Source organism: Liquorilactobacillus nagelii DSM 13675 (genome assembly GCF_019444005.1).
Classification (GTDB): Bacteria; Bacillota; Bacilli; order Lactobacillales; family Lactobacillaceae; genus Liquorilactobacillus; species Liquorilactobacillus nagelii.
Genome location: NZ_CP049304.1, coordinates 2,000,419 through 2,025,568, shown reverse-complemented (window position 1 = coordinate 2,025,568; position 25,150 = coordinate 2,000,419). Strand labels below are relative to the sequence as shown.

Sequence of the window (25,150 nt, the reverse complement as noted above, 5' to 3'; positions counted from 1 at the left end):
TATTAAGGCTCAGCAAGAAAATCTTGCTGAGCCTTTTTTTAAAACCAAATTTTGCTGGCAATTAAAACTCCAATTGCCAAAATTACTGATGAAATGAAAGCTGCAGCAAATGCCGGCAACCCTCTTTTTAAAATAACTCTAAAATTAACACTCATACCTAAGGCTGCCATTGCCATCCCCAAAAAAATATAAGCTACTTTAACCAAGGCTGTTAAAGCTGCTGTACTAAATGGCAAAAAAGTTCCTAAAACACTTGCTAAAATAAAGCCACCCATAAACCAAGGAATCGGTAATTTAGCTTTTTTATCACTAACTGGTTGCGTCTTTTGACTGTGTTTTTGATACCAGAAACCAATGGCTAACGCTGCCGGTGCCAACATTAAAACACGAGATAACTTAGTAATAATTGCATTGTCTAAACCGATTGAACCAGCAGCACTGCCAGCAGCAACGGCATGAGCTATTTCATGCAATGATCCGCCGACAAAAACTCCAAACTGAGTGGCATTTAACCCTAACAAAGGTTTTAAGCCCAGATCGATAAAAGTAAAAATTGTTCCCATAATTGCCACAATTGCCACGGCTAAAACTTCATTCTCCCGTTGACGTTCAGCTTGTTTTGCCGGCACTTTTATCTGCGGAGAAATCCCCATTACTGCTGCTGCCCCACAAATTCCAGTTCCACTGGCTGCCAGAATAGCTAATTCTGGTTCGACTCCAAATTTTCTTTCTATAAAATAAGTCAAACAAATCGTTCCACTAACCACGACCACCGCCAACAGAATCGTTTTAATTCCCGCTTGTGCCAATTGAATTAAATTTAGCTTAAATCCTAATAAAATAATTCCTAAACGCAAAAACTTATTTGAAATAAAGCCAATTCCAATTCCAGCCTGACTCTTTAAAGTTCCTGCTGTTTGAAATATCATCCCTAAAATCAAAGCAATAATTAAAGCTCCAAATAATGAAAAATATGGCAATTGTGCTAACAAACTACCAATTACAGCACAAATCAGTGTCATCGCAGTTGCTAACCAAAAACTCTTTGTTTTTAAAACTGTTGAAAACTTCACTAGTATTCCCTCCCAAGTAATGTTTTAATAATACTAACTATCATTCATAAAATAAAATTATGATTTATTATAGTAATATAATGAATACTTATGGGAGCTTGCGATGATAACTGCTGAATATCAAACTTTTTTAATTTTAAGCGAAACCCTTTCTTATACTAAAACAGCGGCTAAGCTTTTCATTTCTCAACCAGCTGTCACCCAACAAATTCAACGGCTTGAAAATCAATTAGAAATCAAATTAGTTGATTATCAGCGTCCTTATCTGAAACTTACACCTGCTGGCGAAAAATTAGCAGTTTTTCTTACCCGAATGCGTTCGCAAACAACACAGTTAATGGAGATTTTACAAGATGATCACCAAAAACACGAGATTCAATTCGGAATCACTCGTTCATTAGGTGAAGTTTTTGGTAGTCAGTTGATTGAATTGTTGCAACTAAAAAATGATTTGCAAAAAATTAGTTGTTTAGCTGAAAATACACAGCACATTTTACAACAAATCGAACTTGGAAAAATGGACTTTGGCATTATTGAAGGTAATTTTAATAAAGCTAAATTTTCATATCATATCCTCAGCCAAGAAGAATTCATTCCCATTTGCAGCCCGACTCATCCCTTAGCAAGAAAGAAAATTGTTAGTTGGAACGATTTAGCGGCCTACCCGCTGCTAATTCGCGAACCCGGATCTGGATCACGAACCTTGTTAACTGCTTTGGCACAAAAAGAAAACATCAGTTTAAATGACTTTAAGCAGTTAATTACCATTTCTGAACCAACCTTAATTCGCCAATTGGTCTGTGCCGGATCAGGAATTAGTTTTCTCTATCGCTTATTAATCAAAAAAGAGTTAGCAGCTGGGACAATTAAACAACTACCGCTTGAACGCGGGACAATTGCCCATGATCTATATTTTATTTATGCCAAAGAAAATTATTTTGCGCAACAATATTTTAAATGGTTTACAGAACTTAAACAGCAGCTGCAATAAACTAGCAGCTAAAATTTCGAGACCTCTACAAAAAAAGAATAGGCTTTTCAAAGAACCCGAACATTGTTAAGAATTCTAGCTACTTTCAAGAAGCTATATTGATTATTTACATCTAATGTTAGCCAAATACATCAATTCTTGCATTTTTTGGTTTCTTCCGCCAATAATTTTATTCCATAATAGCTCATCGCTTTAGATATTTCTAAATTCATTTAAAGAGCACGGACATAGCATTACTTCACTCTTGTAACTTATCAAGCCGTCTTCTAATAGCTTACGATGTATGTTGCTTTGCAATGCTACTAATAATTCCTCAACTGTTTTTGCTTAGAAGTTACAAATCCCCTACAAATATGTCCAATTGACTTTTTAAAATTCGCTTCATATTGGGCTCAGCTTGGTTAAATAAATAGCCATATAGTTCACCTCAAAAAAACGGTACTGCACAAAAACGCACAGTACCGCTTCTTAAAGATTTTTCAAGAAAAGATTATAAGCGAACTTCACATGAACGAGCTACTTGCTCAGCAGCCATTCTTCCCTCATAGATTCCCCAAATAACTAGACTTGGGCCACGCCGAGCATCACCAGCCACAAAGACACTTTCTTCATTCGTTGAATAATCATTGTTAATCTTTGTAACTCCAAATGCATCTAAAACCGTTTGCTGTGGACCGGTAAAACCCATTGCTAATAATACTAAGTCAACCGGCTGATCATGTTCTGTGCCTACAACCGGCTTAAATAACCGTGCTTTGCTAGTCGTCATTTTAGTTACTTGACCATTTTTGCCACTAAAACTAATGGCTGTTGTTTCATAAGCAGTTAATGGCTGACCCAATACTTCTTGAGCTTCTTGTTGTCCGTAACCCGTTTTGGCAACCATCGGCCACTGCGGCCAAGGATTGCTAGCAAGCCGTTCTTTAGGTGGTTGTCGAGTTATCTCTAACTGTTGAATTTCTGCAGCTCCTTGGCGAACAGCAGTTGCAATACAATCGTTACCGGTATCACCGCCACCAATTACAACTACTTTTTTCCCAGCTAACAACCGATTGGCCTTAATTCCATCTTGCAAAACCTCTTTAGTTGCTTGGGTTAAAAAGTCGACAGCTTGCATTATTCCCTTCAGATTACGACCAGGCACCGCTAAATCACGTGCTGCTCGGGCTCCAACGGTTAAAATAACCCTCTGATATTGATCTTTAAGTTCTTTTGCAGTGATATCAACACCGACTTCTGTATTAACCACAAATTTAATTCCAACTGCTTCCATGGTCGTAATTCGCCGAGCAACGATTTCTTTGGGCAATTTCATATTTGGAATGCCATACATAGTTAACCCACCTGGGCGGTCATCGCGTTCATAAACCGTTACATCAAAACCAAACTTGTTTAATTGCCAAGCAGCAGATAAACCAGCTGGACCGCTGCCAACAATCGCAACTTTAATTCCATTTCGATGCTGTGGCATTCCGCTATCAATCACCCAATCAAACTTAAATCCCTGTTCAATAATAAATCGTTCATTATCTTTAATCGTGATTCCTTTCCCGTTGAGCGCTTCATTACAAGCTACTTCACAAGGAGCTGGGCAGACTCGTCCGGTGAACTCTGGTAAAGGATTCGTTTTAGTCAATCGTTCAAAAGCTCGTTTATCTTCTTGGCGATAAATCAAGTCATTCCATTCAGGAATCAGATTGTCATTAGGACAGCCACTAACAGCTCGACCACCAGCATAGAAAAAACCAGCATGACAATGGGGAACCCCACAATTCATACATCGTGCCGCTTGTTTGCGCCGTTCTTCATCACTCAAAGGCAGCTGCATCTCTGCAAAATCTTTGATGCGTTCCTTCACCTCACGATAAGGATTAGTTTTTCGGGGATACTTCATAAATCCAAATGGATCAGCCATGGTAATTTCCTCCTTTACTTCATGAGTGTTGGTTGCGCACCAACAACAACATCAAATGCTTTTTGCTGTAATTGTGCAACTGATAAATTCTGATCAGCATAATGTGCCATAATTTCATTAATTTGGCGATATTCTTTTGGATATACTTTAACAAAATGCTGCCGTTCCATTTGCCAATTGTTCAGCAGATACTTAGCTTTTTCGGAACCTGTATATTGGTAATGCTGTTTAACCAGGCTCAATAGCTGCTGTTCATCTGCTGGTCGTTCTAATTTAAATAACTCAATCATTTCAAAATTACAATGTTGAGAAAAATTATCCGCTGGATCGTAAACATAAGCCACTCCACCAGACATCCCCGCTCCAAAATTACGTCCAGTTGAACCTAAAATTACCGCAATTCCATTCGTCATGTATTCGCAGCCATGGTCACCGATACCCTCAACTACTACCTTAGCTCCTGAATTACGAACACAGAAACGTTCTCCTGCTCGACCGTTAAAATAAGCTTCACCAGCAGTTGCTCCAAAACAAGCGACATTACCTACAATAGGCGCCTTACTATACAAGCGTTTCGCGTCTTCTGGTGCTCGAACTATTAATCGACCACCGCTGAGCCCTTTGCCAACATAATCATTAGCTTCACCAATCAATTCTAATTCCAAACCTTGAGTTGCAAAAGCTCCAAAACTTTGACCAGCTACCCCAGTATATTGATACTTTAAACGCCCGGCTGGCAAACCTGTATTGCCAAATCTTTGAGCAATCCAGCCACTCATTCGAGCTCCAACTGTCCGCATTCGATTATTAATCAAGCTTTTAATAACAATTGGCTGTTGACCACCAATTGCCGTTTGTGCAAAAGCATTCAACTCTGGCCATTGGTCATCTGGAGCAAAAGGATCAGTTGTTTTTCGTTGGATTCCAATTGAAGTTCCTAGAATTCTTGAGAAATCAAGTGATTTAGCTTTCCCCTTAGCGATAAACCGTGGAACTAGGTTTTCGGTATGTCCAACTAGTTCATCAATTGTACGATAGCCTAATTTAGCCATTTCTTCTCGTAAATCCTCCGCCAAAAAGCGCATGCAGTTTTTGACATGCTCTGGTTTTCCAACAAAAAATTTCCGTAATCCTGGATTTTGGGTTGCAATTCCGGTTGGACACGTATTTTTGCTGCAAACTCGCATCATTATGCAGCCAATCGCTACCAAGACTAGTGAAGCAAAGCTAAATTCTTCAGCTCCCAGCATAATTGCAATTGCAATATCGCGTCCAGTCATCAATTTCCCATCAGTTTCTAAAGTCGTTCGCTGACGCAAATTATTTAAAGCCAAAGTTTGATGAGCTTCAGCTAATCCCATTTCCCATGGCAATCCAGCATCACGAACCGAATTTCGCGGAGCAGCCCCGGTGCCACCATCATAACCACTAATTACAACTTTGTCGGCGCCTGATTTAACGACTCCAGTTGCAATTGTACCAACGCCTGTACTTGAAACTAGTTTAACTGTAACTTTGGCAAACGGATTAACTTGTTTCAAATCATGAATTAATTGTTTTAAATCTTCAATTGAATAAATGTCATGGTGCGGTGGCGGTGAAATTAAACGAACACCTGGTACTGAGCCACGGATCTCCGCTACCCATGGAAAGTTTTTATTTCCTGGCAGTTGACCACCTTCGCCTGGTTTAGCCCCCTGAGCCATCTTAATCTGTAATTCTTCAGCACTCATTAAATATTCTGTATTAACACCAAATCTAGCCGAAGCAACTTGTTTTATTTTACTATTCAAATTGCGACCATCTGCTTGAAGTTTAAACCGACGACGATTTTCACCACCTTCGCCACTATTGCTCTTCGCACCTAATTCATTCATAGCCTGTGCAATACACTCATGGGCTTCTTGTGACAACGATCCAAAACTCATCGCACCTGATTTAAATCGTTTAACAATTTGATTAACTGGTTCAACCTCACTTAATGGTACGGCTGAGCGAGTCTTCTTAATTTTCCATAGAGACCGTAATGTTGTCGGTGACTGTGCCTCTTCTTGTCGCATTTCTTGAACATACTCTTGATATAATTGATAATCACCACTTCGAACCGCTTGTTGAAATTTATACATTGTTAATGGATTGTAAAGATGATGTTCACCATCACGCCGATATTTAAAGCTACCACCGGATGGTAGTTGCTCAACAGCTTTCATCCCAAATGCTCGTTGATAGCGCGTTAAATATTCGGCTTCAATCTGATCTAGGGTTAATCCACCAATTCGGCTTTCCGTCCCTGTGAAATATTCATCAACTACCGCTTGTGATAATCCAACTGCTTCAAATAATTGTGCCCCTTGGTAGCCGATAATAGTTGAAATTCCCATTCGACTCATGATTTTAATAATGCCTTTTTCTGCTGCTTGACGATAATTCTCTAACTTATCATTTAATCCATATGCATTTAATGTTGCATATGCACCATAAGGATGAATTGCTGAAGCACCATATCCTAACAATGTCGCAAAATGATGAATTTCACAGGCTTCTCCGGTATCAACAATAATTGAGGCTAGTTCCCGTTTACTTTTCCTGACTAGATAATTATTGAGACCTGCCACGGCTAGTAACACGGGAATAATTAATTTGTCCTGGGTTGCCCCACGATCAGTCAAAATAATCAAGTTTGCTCCTTGATCAAGCTGACTTTCAGCAGCTTTAAACATGTCATCTAAAGCCTGTTCTAGACGATTTGTTCGAGTCACATGTTCATAACATAGGGATATTTCAGCAGCTTTAAAGCCAAACTTACCATTTAAATGTCGAAGTTTTTCATAAGCTGCTGAATTCAATAACGGTGATTCTAGCTTGATTTTTTTGGCATTTTTTTCAACATCAGCTGTAATATCACCATCAGCACCCAAAAACATTTCTTTTCCGATAACCAGTTTCTCCCGAATGGCATCAATTGGTGGATTGGTTACCTGCGCAAACTGTTGTTTAAAGTAAGTAAATAGAGACTGCGGTTTTTGACTGAGAACCGAGAGTGGTGAATCATAACCCATTGAGATTACAGGTTCCTCACCATTCTTAGCCATTGGAATCAAGGCATCCTGAATAACGTCTTCGGTATATCCATGGCGACGCCAAAGAGTCTGCAAAGCACTATCTGATAGATTCTCGTCTACATCAGCAGCTGGCAAATCAGCTAAAGTTAATTGTTGACTTTTTAACCATTCATGATAGGGATGTTGACTAGCAAAATGTTTTTTAATTTCAGCTGTCCGATAGAAACATCCTTCTTGGGTATCTACTAAAATCATATCCGCTGGGCCTAGAATTCCTTTATCAAGGATATCTGCTGGCACTACATCATAAACACCTGATTCAGAAGCTACAATTAAAAAGTTACCTTTAACTAACTGGTAACGCGATGGACGTAAACCATTTCGATCCAAGACAGCTCCGACTTGAACTCCATCCGTAAAACATAAAGCAGCTGGTCCATCCCATGGAGCAATGAAACTAGCATTATATTCATCAAATGCCCGTTGTTGATTACTTAAGTGAGTACCTTCACCCCAAGCTTCTGGCAACATCATCAGTAAAATTTGCGGGATACTGCGACCATGACGATAAAGATATTCCATACAGTTTTCAAGTTTTGCTGAATCAGAATCATCTTCATTATAAATTTCAATGTTATGGCTAGCCATCCAATTTTCTGTTCGTTTTAAAGTATTAATTTCACCATTATGTGCTAAAAATCTAAATGGCTGCGCCCGTTCCCAACTAGGAAAAGTATTTGTTGAAAACCGGGAATGAATTAAAGCAATTGATGCTTGCATCGATGGTTGATGCAAATCGGGATAAAATTCTCCGACTTGATACGCATGCAACATACCTTTGTAACAAAGAGTTCGGCTTGAAAGACTAACAATTGCAAATTCTTCAGCAGAAAAAGTTCCTTCCAATCTACGTCGCAATTGATATAGCAAATCCTCAAACGGACGACCAGCAGCAACATCATCTGGCTTACGAATAATAACTTGGGCAAAGCCAGGCATTGCTTGTTGGGCTGTCGGGCCACAGCTCTCATAGACATATGGAACATCTCTAATCGCTAAGACATGCAACCCAGCGCTACTAATATCTGCTGCGACTGATTGCAGCATCGCTTGCTTTTCATTTTTACTCTGTGGTAAAAAGAACATTCCGACAGCGTAGTCCCCCTCAGATGGCAATAAAAAGTTAGTTTTTTGCGCATACTCTCGAAAAAATTTATCGGGTAACGATAGCAAAATTCCAGCACCATCCCCGGTATCAGGTTCAGCACCAGTTCCGCCACGATGATTCATCCGCTGCAACATCACCAAAGCCCGTTCAACAAGTTCATGACTCACCTTGCCATCAACTTGCGTAATGAATCCCATCCCACAAGCATCATGTTCAAAAGACGGACTATACATTGTCTGATTTTCCGTTTTCATTATTATTCCTCCACTTTATCACTCACACAAGTCACACAAACCTGTTATTCCGAACATTTAAATAATAATAATTTTAAAATGGTCTAATGTTCTTTTAATTTTAGAGGGCCATTCAGAAAATAACAAGCTCCCCCTATCAATTCTTTGGAAATTAAACAATTCGCCTTACAAAAGTTTGTTATCCAACGTTAAGCCCATCATTTCCAACTAAAGTCAGGAGTGGTTGTTGTTCCAGTACCCGTGACAAAACTACAATTATGACATATCTGGGTAATGTGCTTCTAAGGTCAACCGTAATAATTTTTTCGTAAAGTTCAATTTTATAGGTAAGCATACTCAAAAATATCTGCTAACCAATATCAAAAACACTCATGGCTAGCGCTTGATTTCACAGTAGATTCTTAATTCTTCAACAACAACCAAATCGCAGTTCTTGCTAATTGTTATCGAAACAAAATGTAAGACGATTGGCGACATAGAGTTGAATAGTTGTAACAAGCTCACGTTGTTTCTGATAACTTTCGTTATTCAGCTACCTAATTAAACATTAGGAGATTTCTGCCTCAATTTTAATTAACCGCAAATACAAGTTATCCAAATCAAACTCCAAGTCAATTTATATTTTATGATTGTTTGTTTTAACAATTTTTTATCAATGGAGCAAGGGCTGGTTGTTGGACATAAACTCAAGTTTCATATTTTTTTAATTCGGTAGTATAATGACAATTAGACAATTAATTTGTTTTTATTTTTATTCAGTGAAGGGTGAACCTCATGACTAAATCCACAGACATCCAACTGCCATCATTGCCAGAATTGGAAAAAAGTGTTCAGCTTTTTAAAGCATTCGGTGATCAAACGCGATATAAAATTCTGTTTTTGCTTGCAGAAAAAAGTCTTCCTGTTAATGAAATAGCAGAGATTGTTGGCATTTCGCAATCAGCTATTTCACATCAACTAAAACTATTACGACAAACTGGACTAGTTCGTGGAATTCGCGATGGTCAAAAAATAAATTATCAACTCTCAGATCGACATATTTTTACAATTTTTGAACAAGTTCGCGAACACGTCCGAGAAAAGAGTAATGATTAATTCAAGTAATTTTTACCTTATTTGACAGCACTTAAATTTTGTAAATTACTACAGACTATCTAAAGAAACATCTCATAGAATATAAAAGACCAGTTCAAAAATTTTGCCTGGTCTTTTTAATATTCATTAACAAAAACACCTTAACTGGTTCATCCTAGCTTTCAATTAATTGTCCCCAACCTCATACCGAGCTCATTTGAAATTTCAATATCGAAAAATCAGCCTACCTCTTACCCTACTTTTCAATAAAGACAGTAACTTTCGGTCATAGTTTTCTTACTGCACGTCAATCAATTCTTTCCGGAAAACAATAACTTTAAAAGGACCAGTTGCAACTTTTGCAATTACTATTTTCTTAAGATCCATAAAAATTCAAACGACGCTATAACTACAAATAAGATAGACCAACTTAAAATCAGCCTACCTTATTTGTAGTTGTCTTCTGAATTTTTTCACGCTAAATGTTAATTATCCGCTGCTAATTTTTTCACTTCTCGGCTTAATTGTTCTTCACTTCGAAGAATCATGTCAACCACAACACTTTCTAACACATCTGTGTCTTGGTACATGCCTTTGCTAATCCATGTCAATATCACACCAATAACTCCATTGGAAACATATGAATAATAATAATCAAACTGATTATCCGTTAAATTTGGAGTTTTCTCTTTTAAAGTTGGACGAATTGCTTCCCGATAACTTTTAAAAACATCTTCTAGGAAAGATTGTCCATATTCATGATTCATCGTTGCCTGAACTAAATTCGTATCATTTCTCTTCATAACCTCGAAAATAGCTGGTAAGAGATTTCTTTCTCCTTTTTCAAAACGCTCTTTAACTAATTTCATTGTCTGTTGAAACAACTCAGTTCGTAATTTATCCAACAAATCAGGAACGCTCTGATAGTAACGATAAAATGTACCCCGAGTTATTTGAGCAATTCGACAAATATCAGTAACTTTGATTAACTCTACTTTTTCTTCATCCTTTAACAGTTCTAAAAAAGTTTGTCTAATTAGTTGTTGAGTACAAACTGAACGACAATTATTTTTCTTGCCAGTCAATATTCTCTCCCCTACTTGTACTTTACTCATAGTTCATCTAACATAATATCAGTTTCACATCAGAAGATGTTTCATGTGAAACACTAACTAGTTACCTTCGACTTCAGTGCTTTCTGAAATTTTTTGTCCAATTGACTTAATCAGATTTACATCTTTTCGATATTCATCAGCCGTCATATCAACTAAAGAAAAACAAGATGTCATTTTTTGTTTAATTTCACATTTTTTTATTCGTGCTTTTCGACTTAGACAAATGTAAACTTTCCGAGCGTCCTCTTTAGAACGTTTTCGATCAACCCAGCCTTCTTTTTCCATTCTTCGTAATAATGGTGTTAAAGTACCATTATCTAAATTAAGCTTCTTTCCTAATTCCTTAATCATCATTGGTTCATTATTTTCCCAAAGAGACAGCAAAGTAATATATTGTGGATATGTTAGGCCATATTCTTTCAAAGATTCTACGTAAAATTTATTGTAAATTTTTTGAGTAGTATAAATTGCAAAACACAATTCATCGTCAAGTTTATTTGGTTTGTGATCCAGCCCCATTGTCAATTCCCACTTTCCTTTTGAATTAATAGTTTTCTAGACTTCCATGTTAAAAAGATAACAAGTGTTTAGTGCAGCAGTGCACATTAACCAACAGACTAATAATTATAAATGTTACAGCTTTTTAACGGACTTTACTAGCTTTAGCTTATTTTTTTGTTTTTGATAATTACTTGGTTCTATTATATCATTGAAAACCAGAATAGCCGGACGAGTATTCTCGTAAATTGCGTTAGTCATTTTTTTCAATTCAATTTGTAGTAGAATAAATTCATAGGATTCAAATTCTTCAAAGAGAGAGGTTTTTTAATGGAGAGCTTAATTGATACTTACAAGTTAACTAACAAGGTAAGAATTCCAATTATTGGGTTCGGTACCTGGCAAACTCCGGCAGGTGATGTTGCAAAAATCGCAGTTAAATCAGCTCTAACTTCCGGCTATCGACATATTGACACAGCTGAAATGTATGGGAATGAACAAAGTGTTGGTGCTGCCATTAAAGAAAGCGGCATTGCACGCCAAAGAATATTTTTAACCAGCAAATTGAATAATCATGCTCACAGTTATCAAGCAGCCACTGCCGCAATTGAACAATCACTCAAAGACTTACAAGTAGATTATCTTGATCTTTTTTTAATTCACTGGCCAAATCCGAAACCTGCTCGTACTAAAGATTGGGAAAAGAATCTGCAAGAAACTTGGCGAGCATTAGAAGATGCTTACCAATCAGGAAAAATTAAATCAATTGGTGTTTCAAACTTTCGAACACGACACTTTAAAGTTTTGTCAAATAGTCAAAAAATCCAACCAATGGTTAATCAAATCAGGATTTGCCCTGGAGATGTTGATCATGAAACAATTGATTATTGTCGACATAATGATATATTAATCGAAGCTTATAGCCCCTTAGGAACAGGAAAGATTTTTAGTAATTCAACTTTGAAAAAAATTGCCGCTAAAAACCAACGGTCGGTGGCACAAGTTTGCCTTCGCTGGTCATTACAGCACAAATTTTTGCCTTTACCTAAATCAATCCATGAAAATCGGATTGAAGAAAATACACAATTATTCGATTTCACACTGTCCACTGCGGATATGCAAGAAATTGATAAATTAGATGGAATTGTTGGTTATGCTCCTAATCCTGACACAGTCGATTTCTAAAAAAACAAAGCAGTTTTACTGCTTTATTTTTTTCTATTCAGCTTCCAACTGACTCCCTTTTGAATTACAATTATGCATAAATAAAGGAAAAGAGGTACACTAATGAGTTCAAAAAAAATAAACAGTGCTCTAATAAAAAAAGATCTCTATCAAGCAGTCAATGGTGAATGGTTAAAAACGGCCAAAATTCCAGCTGATAAACCTTTGACCGGTGGTTTTGCAGATTTAGCTGATAAAATCGAAAAAACTTTAATGGCTGATTTTGCAAATCCCCAATCAGTTCAATCAAAAGAGCCAACGATGATCGAGTTTTTAAAATTCTATCATCTAGCTGCAGATTTTAAGCAACGTGATCTTGCCGGCTTTGAACCAATTCGCAAATATGCAGAAAAAATTTTAGAATTCAAAGATTTACAGTCTTGGGCTAAGCAGCTAAGCAACTTGACCATTTTGGGATACCCTAGCCCCGTACCCGTATTTGTTGAACCAGATATGAAAAACACTTCTCGATACGCCCTCTGGGCTGGCGTTCCCAACTTAATCTTACCTGACAAGACCTATTATTCTCAAAAAAATTCATCTGCTGATGCTTTGTTAAAAATTTATAGCTCAATGTTAAATGAAATTTTAACTATAGCTGGGTACCAAACAGATTTCATACAAAAAATCATCGATGATACCTTGGCTTTCGACCAGTTATTAGTCCCTCATGTTAAAGACAGCACAGAATTAGCCGACTATGTTAAAGCTTATAATAAATACCAGTTAACTGAGTTTACCGCAACCAGTACTGAATTTTCATTAGAGCATTATCTTAAGGAATTACTTGGGACTTTACCAGACCAAGTAATTGTTAGTGAGCCTAAATATTACGCAGCATTAAATAAAATTGTAAATGATAAGAATTTTGAAATAATGCGTAGCTGGTTGTTTGCAAAAACGGTTTTAGGTGCTACAGGGTTATTATCTGATAAATTACGCGTCATTGGCGGAAAATATTCGCGAGCTATTTCTGGAAGCAAAGAAGCAATGAGTCAACAAAAAAGTGCTTTTTATTTAGCAACTGGTCAATTTGATCAGGTTGTCGGCTTATACTATGCACATAAATACTTTGGTGCCAAAGCTAAAGCTGATGTTACCAATATGGTTAAAAAGATGGTTATTGTTTATAAAAAACGGTTAGAAAATAACACTTGGTTAAGCACCGCTACCCGTAAACAAGCTATTTTAAAACTAGACAAATTAGGAATCCAAGTGGGTTATCCTGATAGATTAGACCCACTATACGAAAAATTCAAAGTGGCTGGATCATCTCTTGTTGACAATGTCTTGCACTTTGAAAAAATTGCTAACCTTGATCATTATAGTAAATGGAATCAGCCAGTTAATCGAAAACGTTGGGAAATGAGTGCCCATACAGTTAACGCCTACTACAATCCTTCTTACAATATCATTGTTTTTCCCGCAGCTATTTTGCAGGCGCCATTTTATAGCTTAAAACAAACTGCGAGTGAAAATTATGGTGGAATTGGTGCTGTAATCGCTCATGAAATTTCTCATGCATTCGATAATAACGGTGCTCATTTTGATGAATTAGGCAATCTGCATAATTGGTGGACAAAAGATGATTTAGCTCACTTTGAGAAACTATCTCAAAAAATGATTACGGAATTTGATGGTCTAACTACCCCTGCTGGGAAAGTTAATGGTAAATTAGTTGTTTCTGAAAATATTGCTGACGCTGGTGGCTTAAGCTGTGCTCTTGAAGCAGCAAAGAATGAAGCTGATGTTGATTTGAAAGCATTCTTTATTAATTGGGCACGAGTATGGTGTGTAAAATCTTCAATTGAACGGCAAAAGTTACTATTAAATATTGATGTTCATGCACCTAATGAATTACGAGCAAATATTCAACCTAAAAATTTAATTGACTTTTACCAAGCATTTGACATTAACTCAACTGATCCAATGTACTTAGCACCAGATAAAAGAGTTAATATTTGGTAGTGACCTCAACTAAAAAAAAAAAACTGATTTTATCAGTTTTTTTTATTTTTTCTTACTTTTAATTGCTCGCCGCTTCGCTTTTTTCAAAGCCCTTTCTCTTTGCTTCTCAACCTGTTGTTTTTCTTCTCGCTCTTGGTTAATTTTAAACGGGTTATTGAACAGCAGTGTCTGCCCAACAGAAAAAGCATTCGCAATCACCCAGTAGAGTGACAAAGCTGACGGTAAGTTAATCGCACTAAATAAAATAACAACAGGCATCCCTAAAGTCATAATCGTTCCCATTCCATTTTGCTCTGGTTGGGACATCATACTTAACTTAGATGTCGCATAGGTGAAAATTGCCGCTAAAATTGGCAAAATAAAATATGGATCTTTGTCACCCAGATGCATCCAAAAAAATGATCCCGTTTTTAAAACCGGTGACCGATAAATAGCTTGCCATAAAGCAAATAAAATTGGCATCTGGACAACTAGAGGTAAACACCCCGCAACCGGATTAGCTCCAGCTTCCGCATATAACTTTTGTTGTTCTTGCCGTAATTTATTTTGTGTCTCAAGATCTTTAGCTGAATACTTTGACTGCAAAGCTTTTAATTGTGGCTGCAGTTCGGTCATTTTTCTCATGCTCTTTGTTTGATAAAAAATCAGAGGTAACAAAATAACTCGAATAGCTATTGTAAAGAAAACAATCCCCCACCCATAATTATTACCAAACAGATGACTCAAAAATTCAATTGCCCGAATAAAATTCCAGACAATATAATGTTCCCAAAATCCTGTACTATGTGCTGTAACAGCTGAACGGCCACACCCAGACAACACAAATATTAATGATACAGAACTTAGGAACAGTAAGAAACGTTTAATTTTCTTCATAAGCCTGTGCCCTCACTCACTCTACGTGACTGCTTTGACATACCATTAACTGAGCTAAATGCAATACATGCACTAGATTTTTTTTAACAACTTTCATTGGAAGACCAGATACCGCTGGTCGAGCAATCACAATAAAGTCACAATCTTGTTTCAGTTCAGGTTTCAATTCTGTCAGACTTTGGCGGATTCGCCGCTTAACCCAATTTCGGGCAACAGCATTCCCAATCTTTTTTCCAACTGAGATTCCCACTCGAAAGTGCAATTGACCTGGTTTTTCAAGGACGTAAAGCACGAATTGACGATTAGCGTATGATTTACCTTGTTTAAAAACTTTCTGAAACTCAGCTTCTCTTTTAACACGGTATGATTTTCGCATAATTCATCTCCAAATACCGGTTTAGCGCCTAAAATAAAAGACCACTGACGGTCAGTGGTCTATGCAGACAATACTTTTCTGCCTTTACGGCGTCGACGTGCTAAAACATTACGACCGTTACTTGTACTCATACGTTTACGGAATCCATGTACTCTTTGACGATGACGCTTCTTGGGCTGGTATGTTCTCTTCATAAAGAATTCCACCTCCTTAACTTCTTATAAAATATACTTAACAATAATAACCATCATTTTAGTAAAGAAAAAATCAATTGTCAAGTCACACAATACTTTTTCATAATAGCATAATTTTCTGCGACTTTAAAGATATTTTTTCATTCGTTCTCTCAAAGTTATCCACAGCTAGACAATTTTCTATTAGTTAGTCTGTGGATTATTTGTTTTAGCAGAATTTTTTCCACAAACAAAATCAGGCTTTTTACACAAAGACACATGCTGTTAACAAGTTATCCACAATCGATTTCACTGCTGTTAATAACTCTTAAAAACACCATTAAACCAGTCACAGTAACTAACCGTTCTGGTGTGGATAACTCAAAATTATTCTGTAATTTTTAATTTTGCACTTACTGTGGAAAACATTTTGAACAGCAAGTGAATTCTTTGGATTCTTTTATTCACAGTTGTGGAAAACTAAAAAGTATCATGCTAGAATGGATAAGTGATCACTTACTGAATAAAGGGGGGAAAACAAGTGCCTGACCTAGAAACATTATGGCAGTATATTTGCGATGAATTTAAATTAAAATTATCATCAATTAGTTTTAATACGTGGTTAAAGGCCGCAAAACCAATTGCCTTTGAAAAAAACACCCTCGTGATTGAGGTACCAACTGCTTTACATAAAGATTACTGGACAGCGAATTTAAGCGCACAAGTAATAACAATGATAAAATCCAGTATTAAACAAGAAATAAAGGTTATAGTAAAGTTGCCAACTGAACCAAACCCACTCCAAAATAACAAACCTATCAACCGCAAGGAAACAGCTTACCGACAAGAACAGGCAAAGCCGACTTTTATGCGGGAAACAAAATTAAATGATAAGTATACATTTGAAACTTTTGTTATCGGGAAAGGAAACCAAATGGCACATGCCGCTGCGTTAGTCGTAGCCGAAGAACCTGGTGCACTTTACAATCCATTGTTCTTCTTTGGAGGAGTTGGATTGGGAAAAACGCATCTAATGCATGCAATCGGTCATCAAATGTTAGCCAATAATCCGCAAGCCAAGGTTAAATATGTCACAAGTGAGGCTTTTGCCAACGATTTCATCAACTCAATCCAAACAAAACGACAAGAGGAATTTCGACAAGAGTATCGCAGTGTTGATCTATTGCTAGTTGATGATATTCAATTTTTTGCAGACAAAGAAGGCACCCAAGAAGAGTTCTTTCATACGTTTAACGCACTTTATGATGACAAAAAACAAATTGTCCTCTCGTCTGATCGACTGCCAAATGAAATCCCTAAACTGCAAAAAAGGCTAGTTTCACGGTTTAAATGGGGACTATCAGTTGATATTACACCACCTGATTTAGAAACTCGAATTGCAATTTTGAGAAATAAAGCTGATGCAGACCAACTAGCGATTCCTGATGACACATTAAGCTATATTGCCGGACAAATTGATTCCAATATTCGTGAATTAGAAGGCGCTCTAGTCCGAGTTCAAGCCTATGCATCATTGACACATTTGCCAATTACAACTAGTTTGGCCGCCGATGCCTTGAAAAACTTGAAACTAAATGGCAAGTCAAATGAAATCTCTATTTCAGTAATTCAAGATCGAGTTGCTAAATATTTTCATATTTCTTTAAGTGATTTAAAAGGAAAAAAGCGTGTTAAAAATATAGTTATTCCACGACAAATTGCGATGTATTTAGCTCGGGAACTAACAGATGCTTCTTTGCCTAAAATTGGACAAGAATTTGGTGGGAAAGATCATACGACCGTTATTCATGCTCATGAAAAAATTTCAGATTCCCTGCCAGCAGATACTGAATTACAAAGAGCGGTGGCAGATTTAAAAGCCGATTTGAAAAAATGACTTGTGGATTACTGTGGATAAGTATGACAGGTTATCAACAAGTTATCAACAGGTGGATAACCTCTAAAGCCGATCAAATAAATGTTATCCACAAGATTAACAGGCCCTACTACTATTACTATAAATTCTATTATTAATTAATATTATTTTAGGAGGATTTTCTATGAAATTTGCTATTAAAAGATCAGCTTTTTTACAGCAACTAAATAATGTCCAAAGAGCTATCTCTACAAAAACAACAATTCCTATTTTAACGGGGTTAAAACTGGAATTAACAGCAGATAAACTTACATTAACTGGTAGTGATGCAGATATTTCAATTCAAACAGTTATTTCAACAACTAATGAAAATGCACAATTAGAAATTTTGCAACCTGGCTCAGTTGTTTTACCAGCTAGATTTTTTAGCGAAATTGTCAAAAAACTACCGACAGATAATTTTTCTATAGAAGTTAATGAAAATTTGCAAACAACAATTCTATCTGGGCCTGCTTCGTTTACTGTTAATGGACTAGATGCAGTTGAATACCCGCATTTACCTGAAGTAGAAAGTTCACAACAATTAACGTTACCTGCTGATTTATTCAAAAAAGTTATTAATCAAACAACAATTGCTGCTTCTGATCAAGAAAGTCGACCTATTTTAACAGGAGTTCACTTAGTAATTGAAAATCAGCAACTAACAGCTGTTGCAACTGATAGTCATCGACTTAGTCAACGAAAGATCCCATTAGAAAATCAAACAGCGAGCTACGATATTATTGTTCCAAGTCGTTCATTAATTGAATTAGCTAAAATGCTCCCAGATAGCACAACTGAAATAGAGTTAAGAATTTCTGAAAATCAAATTTTATGTTCTTTTGCCCAAACGGTTTTTTATTCTCGTTTATTAGAAGGAAACTATCCTGATACCACTCAATTAATTCCTCAAAATTCAGAAACAGAATTAGAAGTTAACGCAGTGGAGTTTTTAGCTGCAATTGAACGTGCATCATTGTTATCACATGAAGGTAATTACAATATTGTTAAATTAACATTAGCTCCTGAACAACAGACGGCTCAGATTTTCGGGAATACACCAGAAATTGGAAATGTCGAGGAAAAATTAAAATTTCAAAAGTTAACAGGAAAAGAACTAGAAATTTCTTTTAATCCTGATTATATGAAAGATGCATTACGATCTTTTGGACAGTCAACAGTTAAAATTGATTTTACTCAACCATTACGTCCGTTTATTTTAATTCCTAGTGAAAATAAAAATGATTTTATTCAATTGATTACACCAGTTAGAACCTTTTAATAGCATTTAGGCTAGGCAAAAGAAGCCATAACAAAATTATTATTGTTATGGCTTCTTTTGTAATTATTAATTATCTTCGGACAGTACTTTAAAAAGTAATTCATTTTTTTACAGGCCATATACTTACATTCTGAGCAATTTTAGCTATTGCAGATTAAAGGATATTGTCTTGCAATAAAATTGCTTAAAACGCCCAAAATAGCGATTCAAATTGTCATTAACTGCTAAAAAGGTTATAATTATTCTAGATGTTTTCAAAGGTGGGTGAAGCAGATGAAACAGCTTATAAAATTAAAAACTCCATATATGACTTTAGGCCAGTTTTTAAAACATATTGATGTAATCAGTTCCGGCGGACAAGCAAAATGGTTTTTACAGGAAAATGATGTGTTAGTTAACAATGAGCATGAGAACAGAAGAGGAAGAAAATTATATTCTGGTGATCAGATAGATCTTCCGAATATTGGAACTTGGCGTTTGAGTTCAAGCGAAGAGAGTAGCTAATGTATTTAGAAGAATTGTCTATAAATAATTTTCGCAATTATTCAGAAGCAAAGCTAACATTTTCACCAGCGACTAATATTTTGATTGGAAAAAATGCCCAAGGGAAAACAAACTTGTTAGAAGCGATCTATGTGCTAGCAATGACCCGTAGTCATCGGACAAATAATGATCATGAGTTACTGCGTTTTAAAACTAATTCAGCAACGATTAGAGGAACTTTGATTAATCAATTAGGTAAAACTAAATTAGGAATAGATTTAAGCAATAAAGGTAAAAAAGCACGAGTAAATCAATTAGAGCAAGCAAAACTTTCACAATATATTGGTAAAATGAACGTAATATTATTTGCTCCTGAAGATTTATCCCTAGTAAAGGGTTCTCCTGCCGTTCGACGTCGATTTATTGATATGGAGTTTGGTCAAATCGATGCGAATTATTTATATAATTTATCCCAATATAAAGCTGTTTTAAAACAAAGAAATCGTTACCTAAAACAATTACAGCAAAAAAAGGTTACAGATTTACTGTTGCTTGATGTTTTTTCAGATCAATTAGCTGCTTTTGGAGCTGAAATTATTATTCGTCGATTGGGCTTTCTTACAAAGCTAGGCAAGTTTGCAGCTAAATTGCAATTGCAGATTACAAATCAGCAAGAAAGTTTAAAGTTGAGATATGATTCAACAATTAATCTTGAAGATCAAAAGATGATTAAAACAGATTGGATTTACAAAAAGCTCAAAGAACAATATAGACAGCAACAAAAAAAAGAAATTTTTCAAGGAACGACATTAAGTGGACCTCATCGAGATGACTTGGCTTTTCTAATTAATGAAAAAAATGTCCAACTTTATGGGTCTCAAGGTCAACAGCGAACAGCTGCTTTGTCAGTAAAATTAGCTGAAGTCGATTTAATGCATCAAGAAACAGGAGAATATCCAATTTTATTACTAGATGATGTTTTGTCTGAATTGGATGGAGCCAGACAAACGAGTTTAATTAAATCAATTCAGAATCGCGTGCAAACATTTTTGACAACACCGAGTTTGAATGATGTTGCACGTCAGTTAATTAAAGATCCAAAAGTCTTTATTATCAATCAAGGAAAAATTAGTGAACCAGTACCAAAGGAGGAAAATAAAGAGTGACAGATAAAGAAAAACAAGAACTTGCTAAAGAACAGAAAGCTAAAGAATATGATGCAAGTCAAATTCAAGTTCTTGAAGGACTTGAAGCAGTTCGTAAGCGTCCCGGAATGTACATTGGCTCAACTAGTTCTCAAGGACTCCACCATTTAGTTTGGGAAATTATTGATAATGGGATTGATGAAGCTTTAGCAGGATTTGCTGATGAAATTAATGTAACTGTCGAAAAGGACAATAGTATTACCGTTAAAGATAATGGTCGAGGAATACCGGTTGATATCCAACCTAAAACTGGGCGACCGGCTTTAGAAACTGTTTTCACAATTTTACATGCTGGTGGTAAATTTGGCGGTGGCGGATATAAGGTTTCTGGTGGTTTGCATGGTGTTGGTGCGTCAGTTGTTAACGCATTGGCAACTACCTTAGATGTTAAAGTAGAACGAAACGGTAAAGTTTATGCAATGGACTTTCGAAGAGGAAAAGTTGACCATGAAATGCAGGTTGTTGGCAATTGTGGTGAACATGAACATGGGACAATTGTTCATTTTGTGCCAGATCCAGATATCTTTACCGAAACAACAAACTACGATATTAATGTTCTAACGACGAGAATTCGGGAATTAGCTTTTCTAAATAAGGGCTTAAAAATTACAATTAGTGATCAACGACCTGAAAAAACGACCTATAAAGAATTTCACTATGAAGGCGGAATAAAGCATTACGTTGAATTCTTAAATAAAAAGAAAGAAGTTTTATTTGAGGAACCGATTTACTTGGAAGGACAGCAAAAAGGAATAACAGTTGAAGTTGCATTACAGTACACCAATGACTTTCATTCAAATTTACTGACTTTTGCAAATAATATTCACACTTATGAAGGTGGGACGCACGAAGCCGGGTTCAAAACTGCTTTGACAAGAGTTATTAATGATTACGCCCGTAAAAATAAGTTGATGAAAGAAAATGAAGATAATCTTTCTGGTGAAGACGTTCGAGAAGGCATGACAGCTGTGATTAGCATTAAGCATCCAGATCCCCAGTTTGAAGGTCAAACAAAGACTAAGTTGGGAAATTCAGATGCGCGTACAGCAACGGATCGACTTTTTTCAGAACACTTTTCTAAATTTATGATGGAAAATCCAACGGTAGCACGAAAAATTGTTGAAAAAGGAATGTTAGCATCTAAAGCCCGGGTAGCCGCAAAACGAGCTCGTGAAGTCACACGGAAAAAGAATGGTCTGGAAATAAGTAACTTACCGGGCAAGTTAGCGGATAATACCAGTAAAGATCCAGCGATCTCAGAATTATTTATTGTTGAGGGTGATTCTGCGGGAGGCTCAGCGAAACAGGGACGCTCACGATTGACGCAAGCAATTTTACCAATTAGAGGGAAAATCTTAAATGTTGAGAAAGCAACACTTGATCGGATATTGGCTAATGAAGAAATTCGCTCACTTTTCACTGCTTTAGGGACGGGTTTTGGCAATGATTTCAATATTGAAAAAGCTAATTATCACAAATTGATAATTATGACTGATGCTGATGTTGATGGAGCTCATATTAGGACGTTATTATTGACACTGTTTTATCGCTTTATGCGACCAATGATTGATCATGGATATGTATTTATTGCGCAGCCACCACTGTATCAAGTTCGTCAAGGAAAGATGATTAGATACATTGATACTGATGAAGAACTTGATCAAGTTGTGGGGCAGCTGCCGCCAACCCCTAAACCAACAATTCAGCGTTACAAAGGTTTAGGTGAAATGGATGCAGAACAGCTTTGGGAAACGACAATGGACCCAGAACATCGGCGCTTGTTGCAAGTAGAATTATCAGATGCTGAAGAAGCAAATCAAGTTTTTGAAATGTTGATGGGTGACAAAGTTGAACCACGACGCGAATTTATTGAAAAAAATGCTACTTTTGTTGAAAATCTTGATGTTTAATATTTCCTGGGAAATATTAAATTAACCGAGGGTTTAAAAATGGGGAGGTCAAAAACTTGGTAGATTTACCAGATCGTATTAAACAGGCAGATTTGTCTGGAATTATGCGTAAATCTTTCTTGGATTATGCAATGAGTGTCATTGTTGCACGAGCATTGCCAGATGTTAGAGACGGGTTAAAACCCGTTCATCGTCGAATTCTTTATGGAATGAACGAATTAGGTGTTACGCCTGACAAGCCATATAAAAAGTCTGCCAGAATTGTGGGGGATGTTATGGGGAAATTTCATCCTCATGGAGATTCTGCAATTTATGAATCGATGGTTCGGATGGCACAAGATTTCAGCTATCGCTATATGTTAGTTGATGGGCACGGAAATTTTGGCTCAGTTGACGGAGATGGGGCTGCAGCAATGCGTTATACGGAAGCCCGAATGAGCAAAATTGCGATGGAAATGTTGCGGGATATCAATAAAAACACAATTGATTTTATTCCTAACTATGATGGCTCGGAAAGAGAACCTGTTGTGTTACCGGCTCGTTTTCCAAATCTATTAGTCAATGGGGCAACTGGGATTGCTGTTGGAATGACGACCAATATTCCACCACATAATTTAACAGAGGTTATTTCTGGCTTGCATATTTTAATGAAAAATCCAGAAGCAACTACTGCTGATTTGATGGAAGCAATTAAGGGACCAGATTTTCCTACAGGCGGAATTGTTATGGGAAAATCAGGAATTAGAAAAGCTTATGAAACTGGCAAGGGTACCGTTATTTTGAGAGCGAAGGTTGAAATTGAAACTCAAAAGAATGGCCGTGAACAAATTATTGTTAACGAGCTTCCTTACATGGTAAATAAAGCAAAATTGATTACAAGAATAGCTGATTTAGCCCGTGAAAAGAAAATTGACGGGATTACTGATATCCATGATGAATCAGATCGTGAAGGAATGCGGATTACAATTGATGTGCGTCGAGATATGAGTGCATCTGTAGTATTAAACAATTTGTACAAATTAACATTAATGCAAACAACGTTCAATTTTAATATGTTGGCAATTGTTAATGGTACTCCAAGAATTCTGACCTTAAAACAAATTTTAGTTTATTATCTCAAACACCAAGAAGAAGTTATTCGCCGGCGGACTGAGTTTGATTTAAAAAAAGCACAGGCTCGTGCTCATATTTTAGAAGGATTACGGATAGCATTAGATCATATTGATGAAATCATTAATATTATTCGCCATTCACAAAGTGGAGAGATTGCTAAAAATAAATTAATTGATAATTATGCATTATCGGATAAACAGGCACAAGCAATTTTAGATATGCGTTTGGTTCGTTTGACTGGACTTGAACGTGAAAAAATTGAGGATGAGTATCAGAAATTATTGGAAGCTATTGCTGATTATCAAGACATTCTAGCGCATAATGAGCGAATTGATCAAATTATTTATGAAGAGCTGCTTGAAATTCAATCGAAGTTTGGGGATCAACGGCGGACAGAATTAATGGTTGGGGAAGTTCTCAGCATTGAAGATGAAGACCTGATTGAAGAAGAAAATGTGATGGTAGTGTTAACCCATAATGGCTATATTAAACGACTAGCAACCAGTGAGTTTAAAACACAGCATCGTGGCGGCCGTGGAATTCAGGGCATGGGGGTTCATGCCGATGATTTTATTGAGCATTTAATTAGCACATCCACTCATGATGAATTGTTATTCTTTACGAATTTAGGTAAGGTTTATCGAATGAAAGGATATGAAATTCCCGAGTATAGTCGGATGGCTAAAGGAATTCCAGTGATTAATCTATTAGGAATTGATGCCAAAGAAAAAGTGCAGACGATTATTAATGTTTCCCGGGAAATAAAACAAAGTCATGCTCAACATCAAAGCTATTTGTTTTTTACGACAAAACAGGGAACAGTAAAAAGAACAGTTGTTGATGAATTCAGCAATATCCGAAAGAATGGTCTCAAGGCAATTACTTTAAAAGATGATGATGAGCTAATCAGTGTTTTAATTACCAATGATCAGCGTAATTTGATTATTGGAACGCACCAAGGCTATGCGGTCAGCTTTTCTGAGGAAAATGTTCGACCAATGGGAAGGACAGCTAGCGGGGTTCGCGGTATTCGTCTGCGAGAGAATGATTATGTTGTTGGAGCAGCAATTCTGAGTGCTGATAGTAAAGTCTTTATTGTAAGCGAAAAAGGTTATGGTAAACAGACTTCAGCTGCAGAGTATCCAATTAAAGGACGTGGGGGAAAAGGTATCAAGACAGCCAATGTTACAGCTAAAAATGGCCCATTAATTGGCTTAACAACAGTTCAAGGTGATGAAGATATTATGTTAATTACTGACAAGGGCGTTATGATCAGATTTAACATTCAAAGTGTCTCGACAACTGGACGCGCAACTTTAGGAGTGCACTTAATTAAAGTTGCTGATGAAACAAGTGTAGCAACGATGGCTAAAGTTGCTGTAGAAGAAATTGATGATGAAAACGAAGTTGATGAAAGTGCTTCGACAACAGAAGAATAAAAAAAACAGATTTATTTAGCGTATTTAATATTAGCT

At 36.5% G+C, this 25,150-nt stretch carries 18 protein-coding genes; 10 read left to right on the top strand and 8 right to left on the bottom strand.

Features of this window, described 5'->3' with window-relative positions; genetic code table 11:
- Positions 1–38: 38 nt before the first annotated feature.
- Positions 39–1,022, bottom strand: coding sequence for a YeiH family protein (locus G6O73_RS10140; RefSeq protein WP_057884952.1), 984 nt, complete (start codon positions 1,020–1,022; stop codon positions 39–41).
- Between the two features lie 154 nt (positions 1,023–1,176).
- Between G6O73_RS10140 and G6O73_RS10135 the strand changes: the two genes are divergently transcribed.
- Positions 1,177–2,064, top strand: coding sequence for a LysR family transcriptional regulator (locus tag G6O73_RS10135; protein WP_057884915.1), 888 nt, complete (start codon positions 1,177–1,179; stop codon positions 2,062–2,064).
- Positions 2,065–2,554: 490 nt separating this feature from the next.
- Here the strand turns inward: G6O73_RS10135 and G6O73_RS10130 are convergent, their stop codons facing one another.
- A complete protein-coding gene (locus G6O73_RS10130) occupies positions 2,555–3,979 on the bottom strand; it encodes a glutamate synthase subunit beta (RefSeq protein WP_057884914.1) in 1,425 nt (474 codons plus the stop codon).
- Between the two features lie 14 nt (positions 3,980–3,993).
- On the bottom strand, positions 3,994–8,463 hold the full coding sequence (gene gltB / locus G6O73_RS10125; RefSeq protein WP_057884913.1) for a glutamate synthase large subunit: 4,470 nt from the start codon (positions 8,461–8,463) through the stop codon (positions 3,994–3,996).
- 774 nt (positions 8,464–9,237) lie between these two features.
- Here gltB and G6O73_RS10120 point away from each other — a divergent pair.
- Positions 9,238–9,558: an ArsR/SmtB family transcription factor gene (locus G6O73_RS10120; protein WP_057884912.1), complete on the top strand. Its 321-nt coding sequence runs from the start codon at positions 9,238–9,240 to the stop codon at positions 9,556–9,558.
- A gap of 464 nt (positions 9,559–10,022) precedes the next feature.
- Here the strand turns inward: G6O73_RS10120 and G6O73_RS10115 are convergent, their stop codons facing one another.
- On the bottom strand, positions 10,023–10,652 hold the full coding sequence (locus G6O73_RS10115) for a TetR/AcrR family transcriptional regulator (protein ID WP_083478426.1): 630 nt from the start codon (positions 10,650–10,652) through the stop codon (positions 10,023–10,025).
- A 57-nt stretch (positions 10,653–10,709) separates the two neighbouring features.
- Positions 10,710–11,171 carry a MarR family winged helix-turn-helix transcriptional regulator gene (locus tag G6O73_RS10110; protein ID WP_057884910.1) on the bottom strand — a complete coding sequence of 154 codons (462 nt, stop codon included), beginning with the start codon at positions 11,169–11,171 and terminating at the stop codon, positions 10,710–10,712.
- A gap of 309 nt (positions 11,172–11,480) precedes the next feature.
- Between G6O73_RS10110 and G6O73_RS10105 the strand changes: the two genes are divergently transcribed.
- Complete coding sequence (locus G6O73_RS10105; RefSeq protein WP_057884909.1) at positions 11,481–12,335, top strand: aldo/keto reductase; 855 nt, start codon at positions 11,481–11,483, stop codon at positions 12,333–12,335.
- Between the two features lie 102 nt (positions 12,336–12,437).
- A complete protein-coding gene (locus G6O73_RS10100) occupies positions 12,438–14,342 on the top strand; it encodes a M13 family metallopeptidase (protein WP_057884908.1) in 1,905 nt (634 codons plus the stop codon).
- A gap of 42 nt (positions 14,343–14,384) precedes the next feature.
- Here G6O73_RS10100 and yidC read toward each other — a convergent pair whose 3' ends face one another.
- From yidC to rpmH, 3 genes are read right to left on the bottom strand one after another with little or no spacing between them, the layout of a single operon-like run.
- A complete protein-coding gene (gene yidC, locus G6O73_RS10095) occupies positions 14,385–15,218 on the bottom strand; it encodes a membrane protein insertase YidC (protein WP_057884907.1) in 834 nt (277 codons plus the stop codon).
- A 16-nt stretch (positions 15,219–15,234) separates the two neighbouring features.
- The gene (gene rnpA, locus G6O73_RS10090; protein WP_057884906.1) at positions 15,235–15,594 is read right to left on the bottom strand and encodes a ribonuclease P protein component; all 360 of its coding nucleotides are present in this window, start codon (positions 15,592–15,594) and stop codon (positions 15,235–15,237) included.
- 59 nt (positions 15,595–15,653) lie between these two features.
- A complete protein-coding gene (rpmH, locus tag G6O73_RS10085; RefSeq protein ID WP_003701411.1) occupies positions 15,654–15,788 on the bottom strand; it encodes a 50S ribosomal protein L34 in 135 nt (44 codons plus the stop codon).
- 520 nt (positions 15,789–16,308) lie between these two features.
- On the opposite strand from rpmH, the gene dnaA reads away from it, so the two are divergent.
- The 6 genes from dnaA (at position 16,309) to gyrA (ending at position 25,114) form a co-directional block, all read left to right on the top strand.
- Positions 16,309–17,664 carry a chromosomal replication initiator protein DnaA gene (gene dnaA / locus G6O73_RS10080; protein ID WP_057884905.1) on the top strand — a complete coding sequence of 452 codons (1,356 nt, stop codon included), beginning with the start codon at positions 16,309–16,311 and terminating at the stop codon, positions 17,662–17,664.
- A gap of 163 nt (positions 17,665–17,827) precedes the next feature.
- Positions 17,828–18,964 (top strand): DNA polymerase III subunit beta, encoded by a 1,137-nt coding sequence (gene dnaN, locus G6O73_RS10075; RefSeq protein ID WP_057884904.1) that lies wholly within the window; start codon positions 17,828–17,830, stop codon positions 18,962–18,964.
- 273 nt (positions 18,965–19,237) lie between these two features.
- On the top strand, positions 19,238–19,468 hold the full coding sequence (yaaA, locus tag G6O73_RS10070) for a S4 domain-containing protein YaaA (protein WP_057884903.1): 231 nt from the start codon (positions 19,238–19,240) through the stop codon (positions 19,466–19,468).
- Entirely contained in the window at positions 19,468–20,613 is a 1,146-nt protein-coding gene (gene recF, locus G6O73_RS10065) for a DNA replication/repair protein RecF (protein ID WP_057884902.1), read from the top strand. The genes yaaA and recF overlap by 1 nt, the downstream gene beginning before the upstream one ends.
- A complete protein-coding gene (gyrB, locus tag G6O73_RS10060; protein WP_057884901.1) occupies positions 20,610–22,562 on the top strand; it encodes a DNA topoisomerase (ATP-hydrolyzing) subunit B in 1,953 nt (650 codons plus the stop codon). Before recF ends, gyrB begins: the two co-directional genes overlap by 4 nt.
- A 56-nt stretch (positions 22,563–22,618) precedes the next feature.
- The gene (gyrA, locus tag G6O73_RS10055; protein ID WP_057884900.1) at positions 22,619–25,114 is read left to right on the top strand and encodes a DNA gyrase subunit A; all 2,496 of its coding nucleotides are present in this window, start codon (positions 22,619–22,621) and stop codon (positions 25,112–25,114) included.
- Positions 25,115–25,150: the final 36 nt, after the last annotated feature.